Annotated in this window: 18 protein-coding genes; 8 read left to right on the forward strand and 10 right to left on the reverse strand. The window is 67.4% G+C overall.

What is annotated here, in order from left to right:
* Positions 1-32: 32 nt before the first annotated feature.
* Together B0920_RS06295 and B0920_RS06300 are read right to left on the reverse strand one after the other, a co-directional pair.
* Complete coding sequence (locus tag B0920_RS06295) at positions 33-983, reverse strand: LysR family transcriptional regulator (RefSeq protein ID WP_078031692.1); 951 nt, start codon at positions 981-983, stop codon at positions 33-35.
* Positions 984-1,497: 514 nt separating this feature from the next.
* Positions 1,498-1,824: a carboxymuconolactone decarboxylase family protein gene (locus tag B0920_RS06300; protein ID WP_078031693.1), complete on the reverse strand. Its 327-nt coding sequence runs from the start codon at positions 1,822-1,824 to the stop codon at positions 1,498-1,500.
* Between the two features lie 219 nt (positions 1,825-2,043).
* On the opposite strand from B0920_RS06300, the gene B0920_RS06305 reads away from it, so the two are divergent.
* A complete protein-coding gene (locus tag B0920_RS06305) occupies positions 2,044-2,832 on the forward strand; it encodes an alpha/beta fold hydrolase (protein WP_078031694.1) in 789 nt (262 codons plus the stop codon).
* Here the strand turns inward: B0920_RS06305 and B0920_RS06310 are convergent.
* Complete coding sequence (locus B0920_RS06310; protein ID WP_078031695.1) at positions 2,807-3,718, reverse strand: LysR family transcriptional regulator; 912 nt, start codon at positions 3,716-3,718, stop codon at positions 2,807-2,809. The two genes, B0920_RS06305 and B0920_RS06310, sit on opposite strands and share 26 nt — an antisense overlap.
* A gap of 572 nt (positions 3,719-4,290) precedes the next feature.
* Between B0920_RS06310 and B0920_RS06315 the strand changes: the two genes are divergently transcribed.
* Positions 4,291-4,992 carry an SDR family oxidoreductase gene (locus B0920_RS06315; RefSeq protein WP_078031696.1) on the forward strand — a complete coding sequence of 234 codons (702 nt, stop codon included), beginning with the start codon at positions 4,291-4,293 and terminating at the stop codon, positions 4,990-4,992.
* 3 nt (positions 4,993-4,995) lie between these two features.
* Entirely contained in the window at positions 4,996-5,442 is a 447-nt protein-coding gene (locus B0920_RS06320) for a hypothetical protein (protein WP_078031697.1), read from the forward strand.
* Here B0920_RS06320 and B0920_RS06325 read toward each other — a convergent pair.
* Both B0920_RS06325 and B0920_RS06330 read right to left on the reverse strand, forming a co-directional pair.
* Positions 5,429-5,839: an Rrf2 family transcriptional regulator gene (locus B0920_RS06325; RefSeq protein WP_078031698.1), complete on the reverse strand. Its 411-nt coding sequence runs from the start codon at positions 5,837-5,839 to the stop codon at positions 5,429-5,431. The genes B0920_RS06320 and B0920_RS06325 overlap by 14 nt on opposite strands.
* 170 nt (positions 5,840-6,009) lie before the next feature.
* Positions 6,010-6,936 (reverse strand): LysR family transcriptional regulator, encoded by a 927-nt coding sequence (locus B0920_RS06330; protein ID WP_078031699.1) that lies wholly within the window; start codon positions 6,934-6,936, stop codon positions 6,010-6,012.
* 130 nt (positions 6,937-7,066) lie between these two features.
* Between B0920_RS06330 and B0920_RS06335 the strand changes: the two genes are divergently transcribed.
* Both B0920_RS06335 and B0920_RS06340 read left to right on the forward strand, forming a co-directional pair.
* A complete protein-coding gene (locus B0920_RS06335; RefSeq protein WP_078031700.1) occupies positions 7,067-7,459 on the forward strand; it encodes a RidA family protein in 393 nt (130 codons plus the stop codon).
* Positions 7,460-7,723: 264 nt separating this feature from the next.
* On the forward strand, positions 7,724-9,496 hold the full coding sequence (locus tag B0920_RS06340; RefSeq protein ID WP_078031701.1) for a family 16 glycosylhydrolase: 1,773 nt from the start codon (positions 7,724-7,726) through the stop codon (positions 9,494-9,496).
* A 62-nt stretch (positions 9,497-9,558) separates the two neighbouring features.
* Here the strand turns inward: B0920_RS06340 and B0920_RS06345 are convergent, their stop codons facing one another.
* Positions 9,559-10,065, reverse strand: coding sequence for an SgcJ/EcaC family oxidoreductase (locus B0920_RS06345; protein WP_078031702.1), 507 nt, complete (start codon positions 10,063-10,065; stop codon positions 9,559-9,561).
* Between the two features lie 262 nt (positions 10,066-10,327).
* Between B0920_RS06345 and B0920_RS06350 the strand changes: the two genes are divergently transcribed.
* The 3 genes from B0920_RS06350 to B0920_RS06360 all read left to right on the forward strand — a co-directional run bounded on the left by B0920_RS06350 (position 10,328) and on the right by B0920_RS06360 (position 16,737).
* Positions 10,328-12,715, forward strand: a complete 2,388-nt coding sequence (locus tag B0920_RS06350) for a TIM-barrel domain-containing protein (RefSeq protein ID WP_229455228.1) — start codon at positions 10,328-10,330, stop codon at positions 12,713-12,715.
* Positions 12,716-12,833: 118 nt separating this feature from the next.
* Positions 12,834-15,071: a beta-glucosidase gene (locus B0920_RS06355; protein ID WP_078031703.1), complete on the forward strand. Its 2,238-nt coding sequence runs from the start codon at positions 12,834-12,836 to the stop codon at positions 15,069-15,071.
* Between the two features lie 103 nt (positions 15,072-15,174).
* The gene (locus B0920_RS06360) at positions 15,175-16,737 is read left to right on the forward strand and encodes a glycoside hydrolase (RefSeq protein ID WP_078031704.1); all 1,563 of its coding nucleotides are present in this window, start codon (positions 15,175-15,177) and stop codon (positions 16,735-16,737) included.
* Positions 16,738-16,740: 3 nt separating this feature from the next.
* On the opposite strand, the gene B0920_RS06365 is transcribed toward B0920_RS06360, so the two are convergent.
* Genes B0920_RS06365 through kdgD form a run of 4 tightly spaced genes read right to left on the reverse strand, consistent with a single transcriptional unit; the run spans position 16,741 to position 21,590 of the window.
* Positions 16,741-17,619, reverse strand: a complete 879-nt coding sequence (locus B0920_RS06365) for an SMP-30/gluconolactonase/LRE family protein (RefSeq protein WP_143745667.1) — start codon at positions 17,617-17,619, stop codon at positions 16,741-16,743.
* A gap of 8 nt (positions 17,620-17,627) precedes the next feature.
* A complete protein-coding gene (locus B0920_RS06370) occupies positions 17,628-19,022 on the reverse strand; it encodes an MFS transporter (protein WP_078031705.1) in 1,395 nt (464 codons plus the stop codon).
* Between the two features lie 60 nt (positions 19,023-19,082).
* The gene (locus tag B0920_RS06375) at positions 19,083-20,663 is read right to left on the reverse strand and encodes an aldehyde dehydrogenase (NADP(+)) (RefSeq protein WP_078031706.1); all 1,581 of its coding nucleotides are present in this window, start codon (positions 20,661-20,663) and stop codon (positions 19,083-19,085) included.
* 15 nt (positions 20,664-20,678) lie between these two features.
* Positions 20,679-21,590, reverse strand: coding sequence for a 5-dehydro-4-deoxyglucarate dehydratase (gene kdgD / locus B0920_RS06380; protein WP_078031707.1), 912 nt, complete (start codon positions 21,588-21,590; stop codon positions 20,679-20,681).
* Positions 21,591-21,600 lie beyond the last annotated feature (10 nt).

The following is a 21,600-nucleotide window of genomic DNA, read 5'->3' on the forward strand; positions in this document are numbered from 1 at the left end:
CTGGCCGCTGAATGCGGCCATTCGCAAGCTGCTCAGGCGCCGTCGGCGCCCATGGCCTCGAGCAGCTGGCCGCGCAGCCAGCGCAGCCCGGGCTCGTCTTCGGCGCCCGGGTGCCAGGCCATGCACAGCTGGTAGGCCTGGAGCGGGAAGCCGAGCGCGCACGCCTCCACCCCGGATTCCGGCGCGGGCGCCATGAAGGCGGGGACGGTGCAGACCAGGTCGCTGCCGGCGACGATCGCGCCGACGGCGCTGAAGTCGCGCACCGCGATCGCGACGCTGCGCGTTCGTCCCAGCCGGTACAGCTGTTCGTCCAGGAAGCCATGCAGGCTGCTGTCGCGCGCGACGTTGACGTGGTCGAGCGAACAATAGTCATCGAGCGTCGCCGGCCCGGCGCCGCGCGGATGCCCCTGGCGCTGGATCAGCACATAGGGCGAGGCCACCAGCTGGCTGGTGCTGAGCCCCGGCGGCAGCATGCAGGCGGCGCTCAGGCACAGGTCGACCTCGCCGCGTTCCAGCATGCCGCCGAGGCGCGCGTCGTCCGGCTCGGCGACGGTCAGGCGCAACTGGCGGTTGCCCAGGGCCTGCAGGCGCGCCGACAGCGCCGGGATGACGGCCGCCGCCGCCGTGTTGTTGGCGACGATGCCGAAGGTGCGCGCATCGGTGTCGGGGTCGAAGTCGTCGACGGCCGGCCGGATCGCGGCGGTCAGCGCGCCGAGCGCGGGCTGCAGGCGGCGGTGGAGCTTGAGCGCGAAGGGCGACGGCGCCAGGCCACGACCATTCTCGGCCGGCACCAGCAAGGGATCGTCGAAGAGTACGCGCAGGCGCGACAGCTTGGCCGAGAGTGCAGGTTGGCTGACATGAAGACGGGCGGCCGCCCGCGTTACGTTACATTCTTGCAACAGGATGTCGAGCGCGATCAGCAAGGGCAGATCTGCGCCGCGAAGGCGGGTCGGTACGTCCTGTAGTGTCAATGGCTTGGTCATGATGGTCGAATCCGTCGCGCTGCAAGCCGTCGCGGGCGGTGGACGGTGTGCTGCGGCGTCCACGCCGACTCCCTGCAGCGCGTTAGAGTGTAGAGTTGTTTGGAGCAGAGAAAAAGCGCAAATCGCCAATACGCTATTAACCTCAGGTTATGTACTCCCGGGCAAGGGAGTCACAAAACAGCTTCCTGAGATTGTCTCGACGACATCAGTATAGGGAGTAGACACCCGGCGCCATATCGGTCGATTTACCGATGCGGTACACGGACCGTGGGCGATTTGCCTGATCCCGAACCGGAGATACGGAGAAATGCGCCTACCGGACGCAAGCGGCGCCGACAGCTAGATGGCGCTGAGGAGGGCCGCGACGGACAGCGCAGGCGCCCATGCGCAGGTGTTCCGGCCCGCCGATGTGCGGGCAGCTCGGAGAGGAAGCTCCGCGTTCCGCGATGACCTAGGGTAGCGCCGCGACGCGACCTGAGGTATGCCGACGGCGCGCGCAGCGCTGCGGCCGCGCTCAGGGTCGCTGCGGACGGATCACGTCGTCAGCCCAGCTCAAGGCGCGCGACACGGTGGGATAACCGACGGTACACATGAGTAACAGGATCGCGTGCCGGATTTCCTCCGCAGTCGCGCCGGCTTCCAGCGCCCGGCGCACGTGGCTATGCGTCGATCCCTCCGAGCCGATCGCGATGGCCGCCGCCATCTTGATGAGATGCGCTTCCTTCGGCCCGACAGGCCCGGCCGCCGCCACAGCGCGTCCCAGCGTTTCCAGGGCAGCGAACACTTCGGTATGCTCCGCGCGTTCGGTCAAATAGTGCTGGGGAATCTGCTCATACGACATTTTCAGCTCCTGTGTGGGCCCCAGCCCAGTATAGGACACGCTGACGATCGGTCAATCTGCCATGGGCCGCAGTTCTGCAGTCGCAAACTGCGCCTTTGCGCGTTCCGGCTTTCATTCTCCAGGAATAGACTCGCTTCACATCCGGCGTGGACCGGCTGTGCCAGAAGCGCCGAAATCATCGCGCACTATTTGTCAACGCACTAATGATTTGGAGTACATATGAACCGTCTTGCTACCACCCTCGTCGCCGCCGCGCTCCTGAGCATCGCGGCCGCCCCCCTCGCTACCGCCGCCGAGGCCGGCGCCAAGCCCACCATCGTCCTCGTGCACGGCGCATTCGCCGATTCTTCCGGCTGGGACGGCGTTGCCGCCAATCTCACGAAAGACGGCTATCGCGTGGTCGCCGCCTACAACCCGCTGCGCGGCGTGAAGAACGACGCGGAGGCTGTTGCCAGCGTCCTGAGATCGATTCCGGGTTCCGTGGTGCTGGTCGGCCATTCGTACGGGGGCGCCGTCATCACGACCGCCGCCCTCGGCAACGAAAACGTCAAAAGCCTCGTCTATGTGGGCGGCTTCGCGCCCGACGCCGGCGAGAACGTGCTCGAACTGACCACCCGCTTCCCGGGCAGCACCCTGCCGGCGGCGCTGGCCGCCCCGGCGCAGCTGGCGGACGGCACGAAGGACTTCTACATCGACCAGGACAAGTTCCACCAGCAGTTTGCCGCCGACCTCACGCCAGCGAAGGCGCGCCTGATGGCGATCGGCCAGCGCCCGATCGCGGAAGCGGCGCTGAAGGAAGCGACGGCGGCGGCGGCTTGGAAACAACTGCCCTCCTACTTCATCTACGGCAGCGCGGACAAGAATATTCCGCCGGCCTCGCTGTCCTTCATGGCGGAACGGGCCCAATCACGTCGCACCGTGGTGATCAAGGGCGCCTCGCACGTCGTGATGAGCTCGCACCCGACAGCGGTCGCACAACTGATCAGGCAAGCCGCGCAGGCAAAGTGACGTCGCTCCCCTCGAGCCGGTCGCGGCTGCGTACGCATGCCTCGACCAGCCAGTCGGTGACCGCACGGTTGCGCACGCTCGTCACCGCGTCCCGGTGACTTAGCAGCCATAGCTCGCGCCTGACCTCGACCTGGGGAGACAGGCGAACCAGGCCCGGTGTCCCCTCGACCAAGCAGGGCAGCAAGGCCAGGCCAGCGCCCGCGCGGCAGGCCTGGATCATCGTACTCAAGCTGTCCAGCCGCAGCGGCGAACGCGCGGCGGGCACGCGTTGCGCAATCCACTCCATCTCGGGAAGATGGCGCAGACCCTCGTGATAACTGAGCCAGGGCAAGCTGGCCCAGTCATCAGGAACGGCTCCGCCCAGCCCTTCCCCGCCGAATACCGACCATCCGATATCCGCGAGCTTGCGCATGGCAGCCGCCGCGTCGTTTTCCGGTCGGCCGAGCCTGAGGGCGAAATCGGCCTCGCCACGGGTGAAGGAGGTATTCCGGTTCTCGCCCGCCAGCACCAGGTCGAGCGCAGGATGGCGTGCAATCAGATCGGGAACGCGCTCGAGGAGCCAATGGTCGAACAGGAAGTCGATCGCACTGACGCGCACCGGACCGCTCACACTGCCGGACAATCTCTTCGTCGAACGCAGCATCGCGGTAACGTGCCGGGCGGCGAGTTCAGCATGAGCCAGGAAGGCGCTCCCGGCCGCGGTTGGCCGTATCCCCATATGGTCACGTACGAACAGCCGCGTGCCGACGCGACGCTCGGCCGCATTCAGCCGGCGACTCACCGTCGTTGCCGCTACACCAAGACGCTCCGCTGCCGCGTTGACGCTTCCCGCTTCGAACAGCGCCAGGATGTAGGGGATATCGCCCCAGTCGAGGTCTTCTTGCATGAGCTGCTCCAGATCAGGGTGTCGTTGGACTGCCCGCGTGGCCTTGCCGTCCAGTGAATAATGCTCCTTGTTTGTCGAAGCGATTGTAGGAAGCGGCGTCCTCAGAAAAAACAGCGCGGAGGGCAATTGACTCTTTCACTGGGCAGTGCCAATCGCCGGTGCATCGAATCAGCCGCTCGCCCATGAAAGGCCTTCATGCGGAGCTGCCGCCACCGACGCTTCCCTGGCAGCCCGCCGCATTCGAGCACGAATTGAGCGACGCCCCGCCATTCGGCGCAGTCCCGCGCGCCGGTTCCCCGCCGAACCCTCCGCAGGGCGCCGTCGTCCGACGCCGCCCGATCGCTGTCCAAGCCGCACGCGCCGGGGCCGGCGCTATGGAGTCGGGGCCACATTCCGGTCGTCACAGACCACCCGAGGCGCAGGCCTACGGACTACAAGGGGGCATGCCCGATACGCGGACCGGGCTCGCTTCACGGGTACATGCATTCTTGCAGGAAGGTTCTGCACTCCGCTCACTGGGCAGCGTGCGGCGCCGTGCTTAGGATGGCGGTTTTCGAAGCACAAGGAACACCATGAACGACATCGTGATTATCGGCGGGACCCGCGGCATCGGGCGCGAATTGGCGCTGGCCTGCGCACGGAGGGGCGACGCGGTGGTGATCGCCGGCCGCGACCCTGCACGCGCGGCCGACGCCGCGCATGACATCCTTCGCGAAGCAGGACACGGGTCGGTGCGCGGCATAGCGGCGGACCTCGGCCAGCCGGCGCTGCTTCCCGCTGCCCTGTCCGGCATCCAAGGCGTGCGGCATCTCGTGATCGCCGGGGTGGAGCGCGACCATCAATCACTCGCCGGCTACGATGTCGAACGCGCCCTCAAGCTTGCCACGGTCAAGATGGTGGGCTACGCCGCGGCCGTGGCTGCACTGCGCGGACGTTTCGCGCCCGGCGCATCGGTCCTGCTGTTCGGGGGAATTTCGAAAGACCGCCCCTACCCCGGTTCGACGACCATCACGTCGGTGAACACCGGGATCGACGGACTGGTGAGGACCATGGCCCAGGAACTCAGCCCGCATCGCTGCAACGCCATTCATCCCGGCGTCGTCGCGGACAGTCCATTTTGCGCGGGTAACGAAGCCGTCCTCTCCATGGGCCGCAGCATGACACTCGCGGGCGAGTTGCCGCGCATGCGCGATATCGTGGAGGGCTGCCTGTTCCTGATGAACTGCCAGGCCGCGAACGCTGTCAGCCTGAGTCTTGACGGCGGCAGGCGCTGAACGATGCCCACGCCTGCGGTCGATCTACGGGAACTTGGATGGCACGAGGCTGCGGGTCCCTTGTCGTTCGATGGGCTGCGCGGGCGCGTGTTCGTCGTGGTCGAACTGAACCTCGGATCGAGCCTGTGCCTGCGACACAGCCTGCCACAGGCGCGCGCGATGCGACGCGCTTTCCCGGAAAGCAGTGTCGGCGTGCTGGGCCTGGTTTCGGCCGGGCTCGAGGGGATTCCGGAGGAGGAGCACAGGCGGCTAGGGCGTTGCGCCGGCATCGACTTCCCCTTCGCTGTCCTGCCCGGCCCCGCTCCGACCTCGGACCCAGGCTGCGTGATGCTGTTCGGACCTTGCGGTCGCATTGCCGCAAGCTACGCGGGTCCCGTCAGCGACAGTGAACTGGGGCGCGCCATCGGGCGCCTGCTGGCCGAGCCAGCGCTGCCGCCTACTGCTTGTTAGGCAGAAAAGCCGAGAGCTTCATCTCGCCGAATTGGCGCAGCAGATTGCCGGCGGCCGAGGCCAGCGCCAGGTCGAGCGCCCCGGTGATCGCGCCCTCGATGCGGCAGCCGGGATGGTCCACCGTGGTGCCGATCGCGAACAGCACCGGTTCTTCCAGCGCCTGGTAGACGTCCAGCACGGTGATCTCGTCCGGATCGGCGACCAGGGTCCAGCCGCCGTTGCGGCCACCGGTCGAGCTCACGTAACCGGCCTCGCGCAGGCCCGCCATCATCCGGCGCACCAACACCGGGTTGGTATCGAGCATGAGGGCCAGGTCTTCCGAACTGGCGGCCTTCTCGCGACCGTGGATATGGATCAGGACATGCAGCATTCGCGACAGGCGGAAGTCGGCTCGCATCGGGTGGCTCCAGGAATATTCTGTAACCTCAGGGGTTGCGCAATCCCGCCGAGGTCATACTGTAACGATTGAAGTATCGGAATTTACCACCGATACCTTGCCCGAACAACACCTCGCCTTTCCGCCACTCCACAAGTTGCGCGAAACACCGGGTTGCGCCACTCCAGGACTTACGGTATCCGACGCCCGGCCTGCGGCGCATAGGGCGCCAGCAGCTCGACCACCCAGTCGATGAAGACCCGCAGCTTCTTGCTCACGCGCCGGTTGGCCGGCCAGGCCACGTAGAGCGGCATCGGGGCGATCTCCCAGTCGGCGAACAGGCGCACCAGCTCTCCCTTCTCCTCGTGGCGCTGGGCCATGTAGTCCGGCAGCCAGAGCACGCCCAGGCCGGCAAGACCGGCCGCCAGATAAGCGTTGCCGTCGTCGATCGCGAGCAGGTGCCTGCCTTCCAGCCTGACCTGCTCCGCGCCGCGCCGCAGGTGGTAGGCGAAGCCCTGGCCGGCGCGTGAGCCGCGAAAACAGACGATGCGGTGGCGCGCGTCGGCCAGTTCGCCCGGGTGCGCCGGGACGCCGTGGACCGCGAGATAGGACGGGGCCGCATACACGCGCAGCGGCAGGTCCGCCACGTGGCGCGCCTGCAGCCATTGTTCGCTCATCTGGCCACCGCGCACCACGCAATCGACCTTGTCCTCGATCAGGTCGACGATGCGGTCGCTGGCGCCCATGTCGAGCTGGATGTCGGGATAGCGCGCATAAAAGCCGGGCAAGGCCGGCACCAGCAGTATGGACGCGAGCGGACTGGGCACGTCCACGCGCAATTGTCCGGACGGCGAAGCGGCCGCATTCGGCAGGCCGGATTCGAGTTCCTCGAGTTCGCCCAGCAGGCGCGCGGCGCGCTCGTAGTACACCGCGCCGTCCTCGGTCACGTTGACCTTGCGGGTGGTCCGGTGCAGCAGCTTCACGCGCAGACCGGCCTCGAGGCGCTGCACCAGCTGGGTGACGCTGGTCCTGCTCATATGCAGGGTCTGTGCGGCCTTGGTGAAGCTCCCGGCCTCCACCACCCTGACGAACACCCGCATCGCGTCGAACTTGTCCATGCCCCGCCTTTCACCATGATTGTTTGGATTATACAAATAGTGTTGGCGCGAAACGGCGGTTTATCGGGGCCGCGGCCGGCACTACAGTAGCGTCATGCCCTTGACGGCATTCACACCCAAGGAGAACCCCATGACTGTCCGAGACGTCGTCTTCCCGCCCGGCCGCCAGGCCCTGTATGACATCAACCGCTATTCGCCCGCCGTGCGCGCCAACGGCTTCCTGTTCGTATCCGGCCAGGTCGGCAGCCGCGAGGACGGCACGCCGGAGCCCACCCTGGAAGCCCAGGTAAAGCGCGCGTTCGCCAACCTCAATGCCATTCTCGAAGCGGCCGGCTGCAGCTTCAAGGACGTGGTCGACGTCACCATCTTCATGGTCAACCCGGCCGACAACTTCGAGCCCGCATGGGAAGTCGCGCGCGAATTCTGGGGCGAAGCGCCCTACCCCAACGCCACCGCAGTGGGCGTGACCTGGTTGTACGGCTTCGACTTCGAAATCAAGGTCATCGCCAAGCTGCCCGCCTGAGCCGGCCTCCCCGCTCGCCCGCGCGCCCGAGTCGCGCGGGCTTTCCACCCGCACCTGATCTTTATCAAGCGGCGCCATCGGGAATTGTGACGCGTCGCACAATTGGATTTGACGCTTGTAAAGAATCGGACTATATTTTCTCGCAATTGACTGGAAACGTTTCCACCTCCAGCTTCCCCGTATCCGAATCCAACCCCAAGAGTTGGCAAGCCGCGGTCCGGCGCCACCGGCCCGCATCATCAACGGAGTCATAGAGGAGTCGAAGTGAACAACCAACACCAACATCGTCACTCGAAGTGGAAAGCTTTCCAGACCCTTGCCGCCGGCCTCGTGCTGGCCTGGGGCACCCAGGCCGCGGCCAGCGTCAGCAATCCCGTCATCGGCCAGTTGCTCTGGTCCGAAGAATTCAACGGCCCCAGCCTCGACGGCAGCGCCTGGACCGCCTCGGACGGCAACGGCTGCCAGATCAACCTGTGCGGCTACGGCAACGCCGAACTCCAGTACTACAGCCCCAACAACGTCTCGATCGCCAACGTCCCCTTCGAATCGGGCACCCGCGCGCTGGCGATCCGGGCCCAGAACCAGACCGTGGGCAGCAATGTCTTCACCTCCGGGAAGATCGACACCAAGGGCAAGGTGCAGGTCCAGTACGGCATGGTCGAGGTGCGCATGAGCACCCCGGCGGTCGGCACCGGCCTGTGGCCTGCGGCCTGGATGCTGGGCGTCAGCCCCCAGACCTGGCCGCGCAACGGCGAGATCGACATCATGGAGATGGGGCACAAGGCCTCGGTGCGCGCCGGCGCCGGCAATGCCCCGGCCAACAATTTCGTGGGCGCCAACGTGATCACCTGGCAGCAGGCCGCCTGCGTGCCGGGCAACGAGAGCTGCGCCGCTTCCACCGCCTGGCAGACCAAGAACTGGTACATCTCGTCCGCACCCCTGGTCAACCGCTTCGTGATCTACCGCCTGTACTGGACCGAGAGCGAAATGCGCTTCACCGTGGTCGACAATGGCGTCGAGCGCAACCTGTACGATGCGCCGCTGCCGGTCAATTCGGCGTCCTTGCAGGCGCCCTTCTACCTCCTGCTCAACTTGGCCGTGGGCGGCAACTTCACCGACGCCGCCAACCCGAGCCAGGTGACCGCGCCGCTGCCGGCCACCATGTACGTCGACTACGTGCGGGTCTACCAGCTCGACGGCAAGGGAACGGTCAAGCTCGGCAACCAGACGGTGCCGGAAGTCGGCAAGTTCGGCATCTTCACCGACACAACGGCGGTGAACAACAAGCTGGTGGCGGGCACCAGCTCCGACATCTTCCTGTGGAACGGCGCCTCGACCGGCGCCGGCAATACCGCGCCCTTCGAAGGCGCCAACGTGATCGCCTGGAATTACTTCGCGCCCAACCAATGGTTCGGCGGCGGGATCCAGTCGCGCCAGGCGCGCGACCTGAGCAACTTCCGTAACGGCACGGTGCGCTTCCGCATCAAGATACCGGCCAACGTGTCCTTCAACATCGGCGTCGGCGACACCTACACCAACCAGAACTGGGTCAACTTCCCCGCAAACACCACCACGCATGGGCTGGTGCGCAACGGCGAATGGGCCACCGCGACCATCCCGGTCAGCACCCTGATCGGTCCCAAGGTGGCGCTCCAGTCCCTGCTCGACGTCTTCATGATCTCGAGCGACGCCAACCGCCTGCCCACGACCGCCTTCCAGTTTGCGATCGACGACATCGTCTGGGATTCCGGCAGCGGCGGCACCACCACCCCGCCGCAGAGCGGGCCGACCTATGTCACCCAGCTCTCCGCCACCACCCTGCAGTTCACCGCCAACACCGGCAGCTGGGCAGACGTCCACTACACGGTTAATGGCGGGGCCCAGCAGAACGTGCGCATGCGCCTGGACGGCAGCAGCAACACCTACATCGCCGGCGGGCTGAAAATCGGCGACGTGGTGCGCTACAGCTTCACCTACTGGGATCCGGCGCGCAACTACGCGATCGATACCGCCCAGCAGAGCTACACGATGAAGTAAGGCGACGCTAGACGACTCACCCCTCCGGACCGCGCCCGCGGCCGGAGGCTTCCCGGGGCTGGTCAGCCGGCGGGCCTGGCGGCCGGCCGCGGTGGCGGCCCCAAACGCATGTTCGCGTTCTCGATGTCCGACTGGATCAGCCAGCGCCCGTCGACCCTGCGCAGCACCAGCACGAACTTGCCGAAGTCGGTGTCCTGGCCCGCCGGCCCATAGCCGCCGACGAGATAGGCGAGCTCGCCCGCGCTGCGGTAATCCATCACCCGCAAATAGGTCGGCATGCCGCCGCCACCCGCGTAGGCCTTGGCGATGTCCGCGCGCCCGCGCGCCAGCGGCCGGTTGCTGGGCAAGGCGATTCCGTCCTCGGTGAACAGGGCCGCCAGGGCTTGGGCGTCATTCGCGGCCCAGGCCTTCTCGTAGTCGCGCAGGACACGCTCGACCTCCGGCGGAACGGCGACAGACGGCAGGGTGTTCGCCGGCGCCGGCACGGGGACCGCAGGCGAGGTTTGCGCCACCGCCGGAACGGCGCCCAGAAAGGCCGCCAGCATGGGCGCCACCAGATATGCACGCATCGTTTCCTCCAGATTTGAACGAACGAAGGGCCGATTCTAGCCTCGCGGCAGGCTGCCCGCCACTGAAAGTCGATACGTATGTCCTGTCCCGATGCCCGGCCGAGCCGATGTCGAATTGCAATCAAAAGGATGATTGCGCCCAACATAAAGTGTTATATTAATTAGAGAACAGCGCGAGCGGACCGGACGGAATGTTAGCGCCCGATAACGCAAAGCGCGCCCGCTGCCAGGCGGCGCGGACAGATAATTGGAGACCCAGCGCATGAGCATGAGCCACTTCCGGCAGAATTCGCCTTTCCCACTGCATCGAACTGCCGGCGTGGCCCGGGCATTGTGCGCCGCCCTCGCCTCCGCCCTGGCTGGCGGCGCCGTCGCCGCGCCCCTGGTCACCCTCGACCGCAATGGCGCCTGGGTCTCGGTCGAGGCCTATGGCCCGAACATCCTGCACGTCACCATCGCCGCGGACAAGGCCGAAGCCCTCAAGGGCCCGGGCTACGGCATCCTGGCGAAGAACGCCGACAACGGCGGCTTCCGCCACACGGCCGCCAAGGACGGCGACCTGTTCGCCTCGAACGGCATGACGGTGCGCGTCAAGCCGGCGCCCGCGCCCAGCATCCCGAGCCAGAGCTCGAAGTATTTCGCGCCCGCGCTGGCGCCGGTCGGCCTGGAGGTGAGCAACGCGCGCGGCGAGAAGATCCTCGACATGACCGGCTGGGAGATGTCGCCCCATACCGTGAACGGCGAGAAGACCTACCAGGTCGGCGCCTCCTTCTTCGCGCCTGCCGACGAACATTACTACGGCATGGGCCAGAACCAGGAACTGCTCACCGGGCTGTCCTTGCGCGGCCGTGTGATCGACTGCAAGCACTGGTACGACGCGCCGGCCGGCGAGACCGTCTGCGTGCCCTTCATGGTGTCGTCCAAGGGCTATGGCATCGTCTGGGACAACCCCTCGCCTACCCGCTTCCAGGGCGCCGTCAACGGCGTGACCCGCTTCCAGTCCCAGGTGGGCGAGCGCGTCAGCTTCTTCGTCATCACCGGCGCCGGCGTGCAGGACCTGTACACCAATTACGCGCGCCTGACCGGCAAGACTCCGATCCCGCCCAAGTCGGCCTTCGGCCTGATCCAGTCCAAGGCCCGCTACGAAAGCCAGGCCGAGGTCATGCGGGTGGCGAACACCTACCGCCAGAAGGGCTACCCGCTCGACATCATGGTGGTCGACTGGTTCTACTGGACCCGCATGGGCCAGCTCGACATCGATCCGGCCCAGTACCCGGACCCGGTGGGCATGAACAAGCAGCTGCACGACATGGGCATGCAGTCCATCATCTCGCTGTGGCCCCGCTTCGAGACCGCCGGCCGCTACTTCAACGAACTGGACGCCAAGGGCTACCTGCTCAAGGACAAGGACGGCAAGACCCAGGATGGCCTGCCCTTCCGCTCCGACCGCACCGGCGGCCTGATCGACTCCACCAACCCGGCCGCGCGCAAGTGGTTCTTCGAGAAGACCCGCGACAACGTGATGTCCAAGGGCTTCGACTATCCCTGGCTGGACGAGACCGAACCGGACCTGGTGCCGAGCGGCCTGTTCTACTCGATCGGCTCGGGCGACCGCTACTACAACCTCTACCCGCTGGTCCACGTCGAGGGCTATGCGGAACAGCTGCGCGCCTGGCGCCCGCAGCGCCGCGCCATGGTCCTGGCGCGCGCCGCCTACCTCGGCTCGCAACGCACCGGCGCCCTGTTCTGGTCCTCGGACATCAAGTCGACCTGGGAAGCCCTGGCGCGCCAGGTGCCGGCCGGCCTGAACATGACGGCTTCCGGCATCGCCTACTGGAGCAGCGACATCGGCGGCTGGCAGTCGCTCCCCAGCGTCACCCACGCCACCAAGGCCCCGCTGCTCGATCCGTCCGACGCGCGCGAGATCGTCGGTAACTACCATGATTATCCCGAGCTCTTCACGCGCTGGTTCCAGTACGGCACCTTCACGCCCACCCTGCGCCTGCACGGCTCGCGCAAGGGCAACGAGATGTGGTCCTTCGGCAAGCAGGCCGAGGCCGTCATGGCCAGGTTCAACCACCTGCGCTACCAGCTGATCCCCTACATGTACAGCCAGGCCAAGATGACCTGGGACACCGGCGCGCCCTTCATGCGCCCGCTGTGGATGGACTTCCCCCAGGACCCGAGGGTCGCCGACCTCGGCACGCAGTACATGTTCGGCCCGGCCTTCCTGGTGGCGCCGGTCACCGAGCAGGGACAGGTCGAAAAGGACGTCTACCTGCCGGCCGGCAGCGATTGGTACGACTTCTGGACCAACGAGAAGCACGCCGGCGGCCGCTGGATCAAGGCCCAGGCGCCGATCGACCGCATCCCGGTATTCGTCAAGGCCGGCTCCATCGTGCCGCTGGGCGCCCCGGTGCCCTCCACCGCGACCAGGCAGGCGATCGCCCAGATCCTGGTCTACCCGGGCAAGGACGCCGAGTTCACGCTCTACGACGACGACGGCCTGTCCTACGACTACGAAAAGGGCAAGGGCGCGAGCAGCGCGCAGCTCCGCTGGAGCGACGCCGACGGCAAGTTCAGCGCCAGCGGCGGCGAGCGCGGCTTCGCCGGCGGGGCCGCGAAACTGGTCAAGGTAATCGGCCGCTGATGGCGGCGCACGGCCGGTCCGGCGCCCCGGGCCGGCACGGCCGGACAAGGATTTGATAGCGCTCACATTTCATATATACTCGACAAGTTCCACATAAAAACCTCAAGGAGACCGTTTCATGACCAAGCCCCTGCAGCCGTCGCGCTGGGCACTCGCACTCGCCGCCGCCTTTGCCGTCCAGTTCAGCATGCCCGCCAGCGCGCAGGTCGCGCAGCCCGCGCCGAACGCCTACGCCGCAGCCAACGCCAAGGCCGAGGAGCGCGCCACCCAGCTGGTGAACCAGATGACGATCGACGAGAAGATCAGCCTGGTGTTCGGCTACTTCGGCTCTGAATTCCAGGGCAAGGTCCCGCCCAAGGAGGCGCTGGTGCAATCGGCAGGCTACGTCAAGGGCATCCCGCGCCTGGGCATCACCCCGCAGTGGCTGACCGACGCCGGCATCGGCGTGGCTTCGCAGCCGGGCAAGCAGGTGCGCGAGCGCACCAGCCTGCCGGCCGGCATCGCCACCGCCGCCACCTGGAACCCGGAACTGGCCTACAAGGGCGCGGCCATGATCGGCAAGGAAGCCCGCCTCTCGGGCTTCAACGTGATGCTGGGCGGGAGCGTGAACCTGGCGCGCGAGCCACGCAATGGCCGCAACTTCGAATACACCGGTGAAGACCCGCTCCTGGCCGGTATCATGGCCGGCGAACAGATCCGCGGCGTGCAGTCGAACGGCGTGGTCTCGACCATGAAGCACTTCGCCTACAACGACCAGGAAACCGGCCGCAACCACCTGAACGTCAAGATCGAGGACCCTGCCGGCCGCATGTCCGACCTGCTCGCCTTCCAGATCGCCCTGGAGCGCGGCAACCCCGGCTCGGTGATGTGCGCCTACAACCGCATCAACGGTCCCTACGCCTGCGAACACGATCACCTGCTCAACAAGGTGCTCAAGGGCGACTGGGGCTTCAAGGGCTATGTGATGTCGGACTGGGGCGCGACCCACTCCACCATCCCGGCCGCGCTGGCGGGGCTGGACCAGCAGTCCGGCTACCCCTTCGACAAGTCGCCCTACTTCGACGGCGCCCTTAAAGAAGCAGTGCAGAACGGCCACGTGCCGGAAGCCCGCCTGACCGACATGGCCAAGCGCATCGTCTGGGCGCTGGCCGTCAACGGCGCGCTCGACCAGCCGGTCAAGGTGGAGCCGGAGAAGATCGACTACACCGCCCACGGCAAGATCTCCCAGCTCGACGCCGAGGAAGGCATCGTCCTGCTCAAGAACGACAGCAATGTGCTGCCGCTGGCGGGCAACCTGAAACGCATCGCCATCATCGGCGGCCACGCCAACAAGGGCGTGCTGTCGGGCGGCGGCTCGGCCCAGGTCTATCCGCGCGGCGGCATGGCGGTGCCGAACGAAGGCCCGAAGGAGTGGCCGGGCCCGATCACCTATCTTCCGAATTCGCCGATGAAGGCGCTGGCGGCGCGCAGCAAGGCCAAGCTGACCTGGCATGACGGCAAGGACCCGGCGGCGGCGGCCAAGGCGGCAGCCGGCGCCGACGTTGTGCTGGTGTTCGCGACCCAGTGGACCTCCGAAAGCACCGACGTGCCCAGCCTCTCGCTGCCGAACAAGCAGGACGCCCTGATCGAGGCGGTGGCCAAGGCCAACCGCCGCACCGTGGTCGTGCTCGAGACCGGCGGCCCGGTCACCATGCCCTGGCTGGGCAGCGTGGCGGGCGTGGTCCAGGCCTGGTACCCGGGCACCAACGGCGGCGAGGCGATCGCGCGCGTGCTGACCGGCGAAGTGGATGCCTCCGGGCGCCTGCCGCAGACCTTCCCGGCCTCGGAAAGCCAGCTGCCGCGTCCCAAGGTGGACGGTGTCGGCCTGCCCAAGGACAGCCGCTTCGACGTCGACTACAACATCGAGGGCGCGGCGGTCGGCTACAAGTGGTTCGACAAGAAGGGCATCAAGCCGCTGTTCGCCTTCGGCCACGGCCTGTCCTACACCAGCTTCGGCTACGCCAACCTGCGCGCTGAACCGGCCGAGGGCACGATCCGGGTCGGCTTCTCGACCTCGAACACCGGCCAGCGCGAAGGCAAGGCCGTGCCCCAGGTCTACGTGGCCAAGGTCGGCGGCGGCTGGGAAGCGCCCAAGCGTCTCGGCGCCTGGGACAAGCTGACGCTCAAGCCGGGCGAGAGCAAGACCAGCAGCGTGACGGTCGATCCGCGCACCCTGGCCGTGTTCGACGGCGCCAGCGGCAAGTGGAAGATCGCCGCCGGCGACTACCAGGTGATCCTGGCCACCGCCGCCGACGCCCCGGTCGCGACCGTCACCGTGCGCCTGCCGGCGCGCGAGTTCGCGGCCGGCGGCCGCTGATCCGGCGCCCGCCCGGAATCCCGGACCACCCCGCCGCCGCCGCGCATTCTGCCAGGATGCCCGTCGGCGGCGGGCCGAGCACTGCTACCGACGGAGTCGCCCCATGCTGCCCAAGTCCCTGCTTTCCTTCCTGGCCGGCGCCCTGCTGGCCCTGCCCCTGTACGCCCAGGACCGCGCCATTAACGTGGACGCGCGCGCCATACAGGGCCCCTTGGGGTCCGTGCACAACCTGGTGATCGGCGCCGGCCGCGCCAACGAGGGCCTGCGCGCCGACTGGCAGCAGCAGCTCGCCGAGGTCAAGCGCGACGCGGGTTTCCGCTACATCCGCTTCCACGGCCTGCTGAGCGACGACATGGGGGTCTACAAGGTCGACGCCCAGGGCAAGGAGCACTACAACTTCCAATACATCGACGCCCTCTACGACTACCTGCTGGGCATCGGCGTCAAACCCTTCGTGGAACTGGGCTTCATGCCCACGGCGATGGCAAGCGGCACCAAGACCATCTTCTGGTGGCGCGGGAACATCACCCCGCCGCGCAGCTACGAGCGCTGGGAAGCCCTGGTCAAGGCGCTGCTCGAACACTGGACCCGGCGCTACGGCGCCGACGAGGTGGCGACTTGGTATTTCGAGGTCTGGAACGAGCCCAACCTCGACCTGTTCTGGTCCGGCACCCAGGACGACTATTTCAAGCTGTACACCCACGCGGCGCGCGCGATCAAGAGCGTCGACCGGCGCTACCGGGTCGGTGGGCCGGCCACCGCCGGCGCGGCCTGGATCCCGGAGATGATCGCCTACGCGGACAAGAACAAGGTGCCGCTCGACTTCGTCTCGACCCACTCGTATGGCGTCAACCAGGGCTTCCTGGACGAATACGGCACCCAGGGCACGGTGCTCAGCAAGGACGAATGGGCGGTCTCGGGCGACGTGCTCAAGAACCGCAAGGAGATCGCCGCCTCCGCCATGCCCAGGCTGGACCTGCACTACACCGAGTGGAGCTCCTCCTACACACCATCCGATCCGACCCACGACAGCTACCACCAGCCGGCCTATATCCTGACCAAGCTGAAGCAGGTAGGCAATGCGGCCCAGTCGATGTCCTACTGGGTGTTCACCGACATCTTCGAGGAAGCGGGGCCGCGCTTCCAGGCCTTCCACGGCGGCTTCGGGCTGATGAATACCCAGGGCATCAAGAAACCGGCCTACTTCGCCTACCAGTTCCTCAACCAGCTCGGGCCGACGGAACTCAAGAACGCCGACCAGCGATCGTATGCGACGGTGGACGCCCGCGGCAACGTCCAGGTCCTGGCCTGGGACTATACGCAGACCCTGCCGGAGGGGATCAACAACCAGCAGTACTTCATCAAGGACCTGCCGGCGCGCGACAAGGGCAAGCTGCGGGTGCAGGTGGACGGGATCAAGCCGGGCGCCTACACCCTGAGCCTGTCCCAGGTGGGCTACCGGAAGAACGACGCCTTCACGGCTTACATCGACATGGGTTCGCCCAGCCAGCTCAGTCGCCAGCAGGTGGCGAGCCTGAAGTCGCTCGCCACCGGCAAGCCCCAGGAGCAGCGCAAGGAGCGCGTGGGGGCGGACGGCAGGTTCAGCCTCGCGCTGCCGCTGCGCGAGAACGACGTCTACCTGCTGCGCCTGACCCGTTCCAACTGAGGTTCACGCCCCGAACGGGGTCTCGGCCAGGCCGCGCACGCCGGGGCGCAGCAGCAGCACCGCGCCGGCGTCGCCGCCGGTGCCGGGGTCGATCGAGGTCACCAGCATGGTGTCCAGTTCCGGCCCGCCGAAGCTGCACATCGAGGGCTTGGCCATCGGCAGCGCGATCTCGCGATCGAGCCTGCCTTGCGGCGTGAAGCGCTGCAGCAGGCCGCCGTCGTTGGCGCAGGTCCAGTAGCAGCCCTCGGCGTCCACCGCGGCGCCGTCCGGCCTGCCGGCCTGGCCGCTCAGGTCGAGGAAGAGGCGCTGCCTGGACGGCGTGCCAGTGTCCACGTCATAGTCGAAGGCCCACACGGCGCGCCGCTGCGGATGCGAGTCCGACAGGTACATGGTGCGGCCGTCCGGCGACCAGGCCAGGCCGTTCTGGGTGATCAGGCCGCTGACGAAGGGACCGCGCAAGCCCTGCTCCCTGCTGTAGCAATACAGGCCACCGACCGCCCGGGCCGCGCCCATGTCCATGAACATGGTCCCGCTCCAGAAGCGTCCCTGGCGGTCGGTGCGGCCGTCGTTGAAGCGCATGCCCTCGCCCAGTTCTTCGCGCGGCGGGCGCGCCACGCGCTCGGCCTGCACGCTGCCGTCGTCGTTCAGGCCCAGGTGGAAGATGCCGGTTTCCAGGCCGGCGATCAGCCCACCCTGTGCCGCGGCGGCGATGCAGGCCACCATTTCCGGCGCCTTCCAGTTGCGCAGCTCCCGGCTCGCATGGTCCATGCGCCAGATGCGGCGCGCCGGAATGTCGACCCAGTACCAGGCCTGTTCCTGCGCGTGCCAGGTCGGGCTTTCGCCGGTGGCGCAGTGCACGCCCTCGATGCGTTCGATGTCCATCGTTCCCCTTACAGGTCGGTGATCTCGCGGTGCGCGGGCACCAGCGCCTTCATGACGATCCAGGCGACCAGGTAGGCCAGCGCGCAGATCGAGAACATGATCATATACCCGGTCTGCAGCTCGCCCAGCGCGCCGTAGTGGTCGAACAGCCAGCCACCCAGCTTGGTGAGCAGCACTCCGCCCAGGCCGCCCGCCATGCCGCCGATGCCGACCACCGAGCCCACCGCGTGTTTCGGGAACATGTCCGACACCGTGGTGAACAGGTTGGCCGACCAGGCCTGGTGGGCCGAGGCGCCGACGCCGATCAGGATCACCGGCACCCAGAAGCTCAGGTAGCCGAGCGGCTGCGCCAGCAGCACCACCAGCGGAAACAGCGCGATGGTGAGCATGGCCCGCATGCGGCCGTGGTAGATGTCGCTGCCACGGTTGATGAACCAGGTCGGCAGCCAGCCGCCGCCGATGCTGCCCACCATGGTCATGCTGTACAGGACGGCCAGGGGCACGATCATGTCGGTGGCCGAGATGCCGTACTGCGCGCTCATGTACTTGGGCAGCCAGAACAGGAAGAACCACCATACGCCGTCGGTCATGAACTTGCCGAACACGAAGGACCAGGTCTGGCGGTAGCCCAGCAGCTTGAACCAGGAAGACTTGGGCGCGACAACCGCACCGGACGCCGGCGCGGCCGCGATGGAGTCGCTGTTGATGTAGGCCAGTTCCGCCTTGCTCAGGCGCGGTTGGCGCTCCGGCGTGTCGTACAACCACATCCACGCGATCATCCACACGAAGCCGATGGCGCCGATGCTGATGAATGCCGCCTGCCAGCCCCAGTAGGCGGCGATCACCGGCACCGTGAGCGGCGCCAGGATGGCGCCGACATTGGCGCCAGAGTTGAAGATGCCGGTGGCGAAGGAGCGCTCCTTCTTCGGGAAGTATTCGGCCGTGGCCTTGATCGCGGCCGGGAAGTTGCCCGCCTCGCCGATCGCCAGCACCGCACGCCCGACCATGAAGCCGATGATCGAGACCGGCACGGCGGCGAGACCCAGGGTGGTCAGGATGCCGTTGGCGGCTTCGCCGATGGAAATCGCGTAGGCATGCCCGATCGCGCCCAGCGACCAGACGACGATGGCCAGCACATAGGCGCGCTTGGTGCCCATGCGGTCGATCACGCGGCCCGCGAACAGCATCGAGATCGCGTAGACGAACTGGAAGGTCGCGGTGATGTTCGCGTAATCGGTGTTGGACCAGCCGAACTCCTTGCTGAGCATCGGCGCCAGCAGGCTGAGGACCTGGCGGTCCAGGTAGTTGATGGTGGTGGCAAAGAACAGCAGCGCGCAGATCGTCCAGCGATACCTGCCCACCACCGTTTGCTCCGGCACGAAGCCTATGACTTGCTGATTCATGTGATCAGTTCTTTTCCGGTTGACGGCCGGTGTCTCCCCCGGCCGGTGCTGCACTCGAATTTAACCTGCGGTCTGCATCTCCCCATTCACGATGCGCGAAAGGCCCAGGGGATTGTCGTCCCGCAGCGCCTCCGGAAGCAAGGCTGGCGGCAGGCCCTGGTAGCACACCGGCCGCAGGAAGCGGTCGATGGCGGTGGCGCCCACCGAGGTGCTGCGACTGTCGCTGGTCGCCGGGAAGGGCCCGCCGTGCACCATCGCATGGCACACCTCGACGCCGGTCGGGAAGCCATTGAAGAGCACCCTGCCCGCCTTGCGTTCCAGGACCGGCAGCAGGCGCGCGGCCAGCCCGAGGTCCTCGTCGCGCGCATGCACGGTCGCGGTGAGCTGGCCGTGCAGGTCTTCCGCAGCGGCCAGCATCTGCCCGGCGCTCTCGAAACGCACCACCAGTGCGCAGGGGCCGAACACCTCGTCCTGCAGGGCCGGATCGGCCAGGAAGCTGGCCGCGTCGCAGACGTAGAGCGCGGCCTGGGCGGCGCAGCCCGCGCCCTGCTCCAGGCCCCGGGCGACCAGTTGCAGCCCCGCGATGGCGCCGAATCGGGCGACGCCGCTCTGGTAGGCTTCGTGGATGCCGGCGGTGAGCATGGTGCCCGCGCCCTTGGCGCCGAGCGCCTGCCCGGCGGCGGCGAGAAAGGTGTCCAGCTCGGCGCCCTCGACGGCGAACACCAGGCCGGGATTGGTGCAGAACTGGCCCACGCCCAGGGTCAGCGACTCGACGAAGCCCTGTGCCAGTGCCGCCCCGCCCTCGCGCAGCGCGGCCGGCAGCAGGAACACAGGATTCACGCTGCTCATCTCGGCATAGACCGGAATCGGCTCGGGGCGCGCGGCCGCGGCGCGCATCAGCGCCATGCCGCCCTGGCGCGAGCCGGTGAAGCCGACCGCCTTGATCGCCGGATGGGCGACCAGCTGCTGGCCGATGCTGCGGCCATCGCCGTAGAGCATGGAGAACACGCCCTCCGGCAGCTCGCAATCGATGGCGGCGCGCTGCATGGCGCGGCCCACCAGCTCCGAGGTGCCCGGGTGGGCGCCATGGGCCTTGACCACCACCGGACAGCCGGCCGCCAGCGCCGAGGCGGTGTCGCCGCCCGCCACCGAGAACGCCAGCGGAAAATTACTGGCGCCGAAGACCGCCACCGGTCCGAGGCCGATCTTGCGCAGCCGCAGGTCGGGACGCGGCGGCGCGCGCTCCGGCAGCGCGCTGTCGAGGGTCGCGCCGAGGAAGTGGCCGTCGCGGACGACCTTGGCGAACAGGCGCAGCTGGTTCACCGTGCGCATGCGTTCGCCCTCCAGGCGCGCGGCGGGCAAGCCGGTTTCCTGCTGCGCGCGCTCGATCAGGGCCGGGCCCACGGCCAGGATCTGCTCCGCGATCGCTTCCAGGAAGCGCGCGCGCCGCTCGGGCGGCAGCGCGCGATAGGGGTCGAAGGCCTGGGCCGCGAGGGCGCAGGCCTGTTCCACGTCGGCGCTGGTCGCCTGGCCGAAGGCCGGACCGAAGGCGGCGCGCGTGGATGGGTTGTAAGCGTTCTGGTCGCCGCCGGCGCCGCGCACGGTGCGCCGGCCGATCACCATCAATCCCTGGATCTCCATGAGGCTCTCCATGGATCAGCGCAGGTTCTGCTTTTGGATCAGCTCGAGCAGCATCTGGTCTTCTTCCGGCGTCAGGTCGGTCAGCGGCGGACGCACCGGACCGGCGCCGTGGCCGACCAGGCGCGCGCCGGCCTTGATGATGCTGACCGCGTAGCCGGGCTTGCGGTTACGGATCTGCAGGTAAGGCAGGAAGAATTCGTCCAGCAGGCGGTTGGTGGTGGCGGTGTCGCCGGCGGCGGTGGCGTGATAGAAGTCCATCGCCAGTTGCGGCACGAAGTTGAACACGGCCGACGAGTAGACCGGCGTGCCCAGGGCCTTGTAGGCCCCGGCATAGACTTCCGCGGTCGGGAGGCCGCCCAGGTAGCTGAAGCGGTCGCCCATCCTGCGCCAGATCGAGACCATCAGCTCGATGTCGCCGATGCCGTCCTTGAAGCCGATCAGGTTGGGGTTGCGGTCGGCCAGCTTGGCCAGCGAGTCCGGGGTCAGGCGGCACTGGGCGCGGTTGTAGACCACGACGCCGATGTCCACCGAGCGGCACACCGCTTCCACGTGGGCGATCAGGCCCTCCTGGCTGGCCTCGGTCAGGTAGTGCGGCAGCAGCAGCAGGCCCTGGGCGCCCTGGCGCTGGGCTTCCTGGGCGTGGGCGATGGCGTTGCGGGTCGGGCCGCCGCAGCCGGCCAGGATGGCGACCTTGCCGCGGCAGGTCTCGACCGCGGTGCGGATCACCTGCCCGTATTCTTCGCCGACCAGCGAGAAGTATTCGCCGGTGCCGCCGGCCGCGAACAGGGCGGTGGCGCCGTAGGGCGCCAGCCATTCGAGGCGGGCCGCGTAGCCGGCGGGGTCGAACTCCCCTTGCGCGTCGAAATCGGTGATCGGGAAGGACAAGAGGCCGTGGGAGAGGGTCTTTTGTAGGTCCAGCGGGTGCATGCGAGGTCTC

The sequence above is a fragment of the Massilia sp. KIM genome, assembly GCF_002007115.1.
Taxonomy (GTDB): Bacteria; Pseudomonadota; Gammaproteobacteria; order Burkholderiales; family Burkholderiaceae_D; genus Telluria.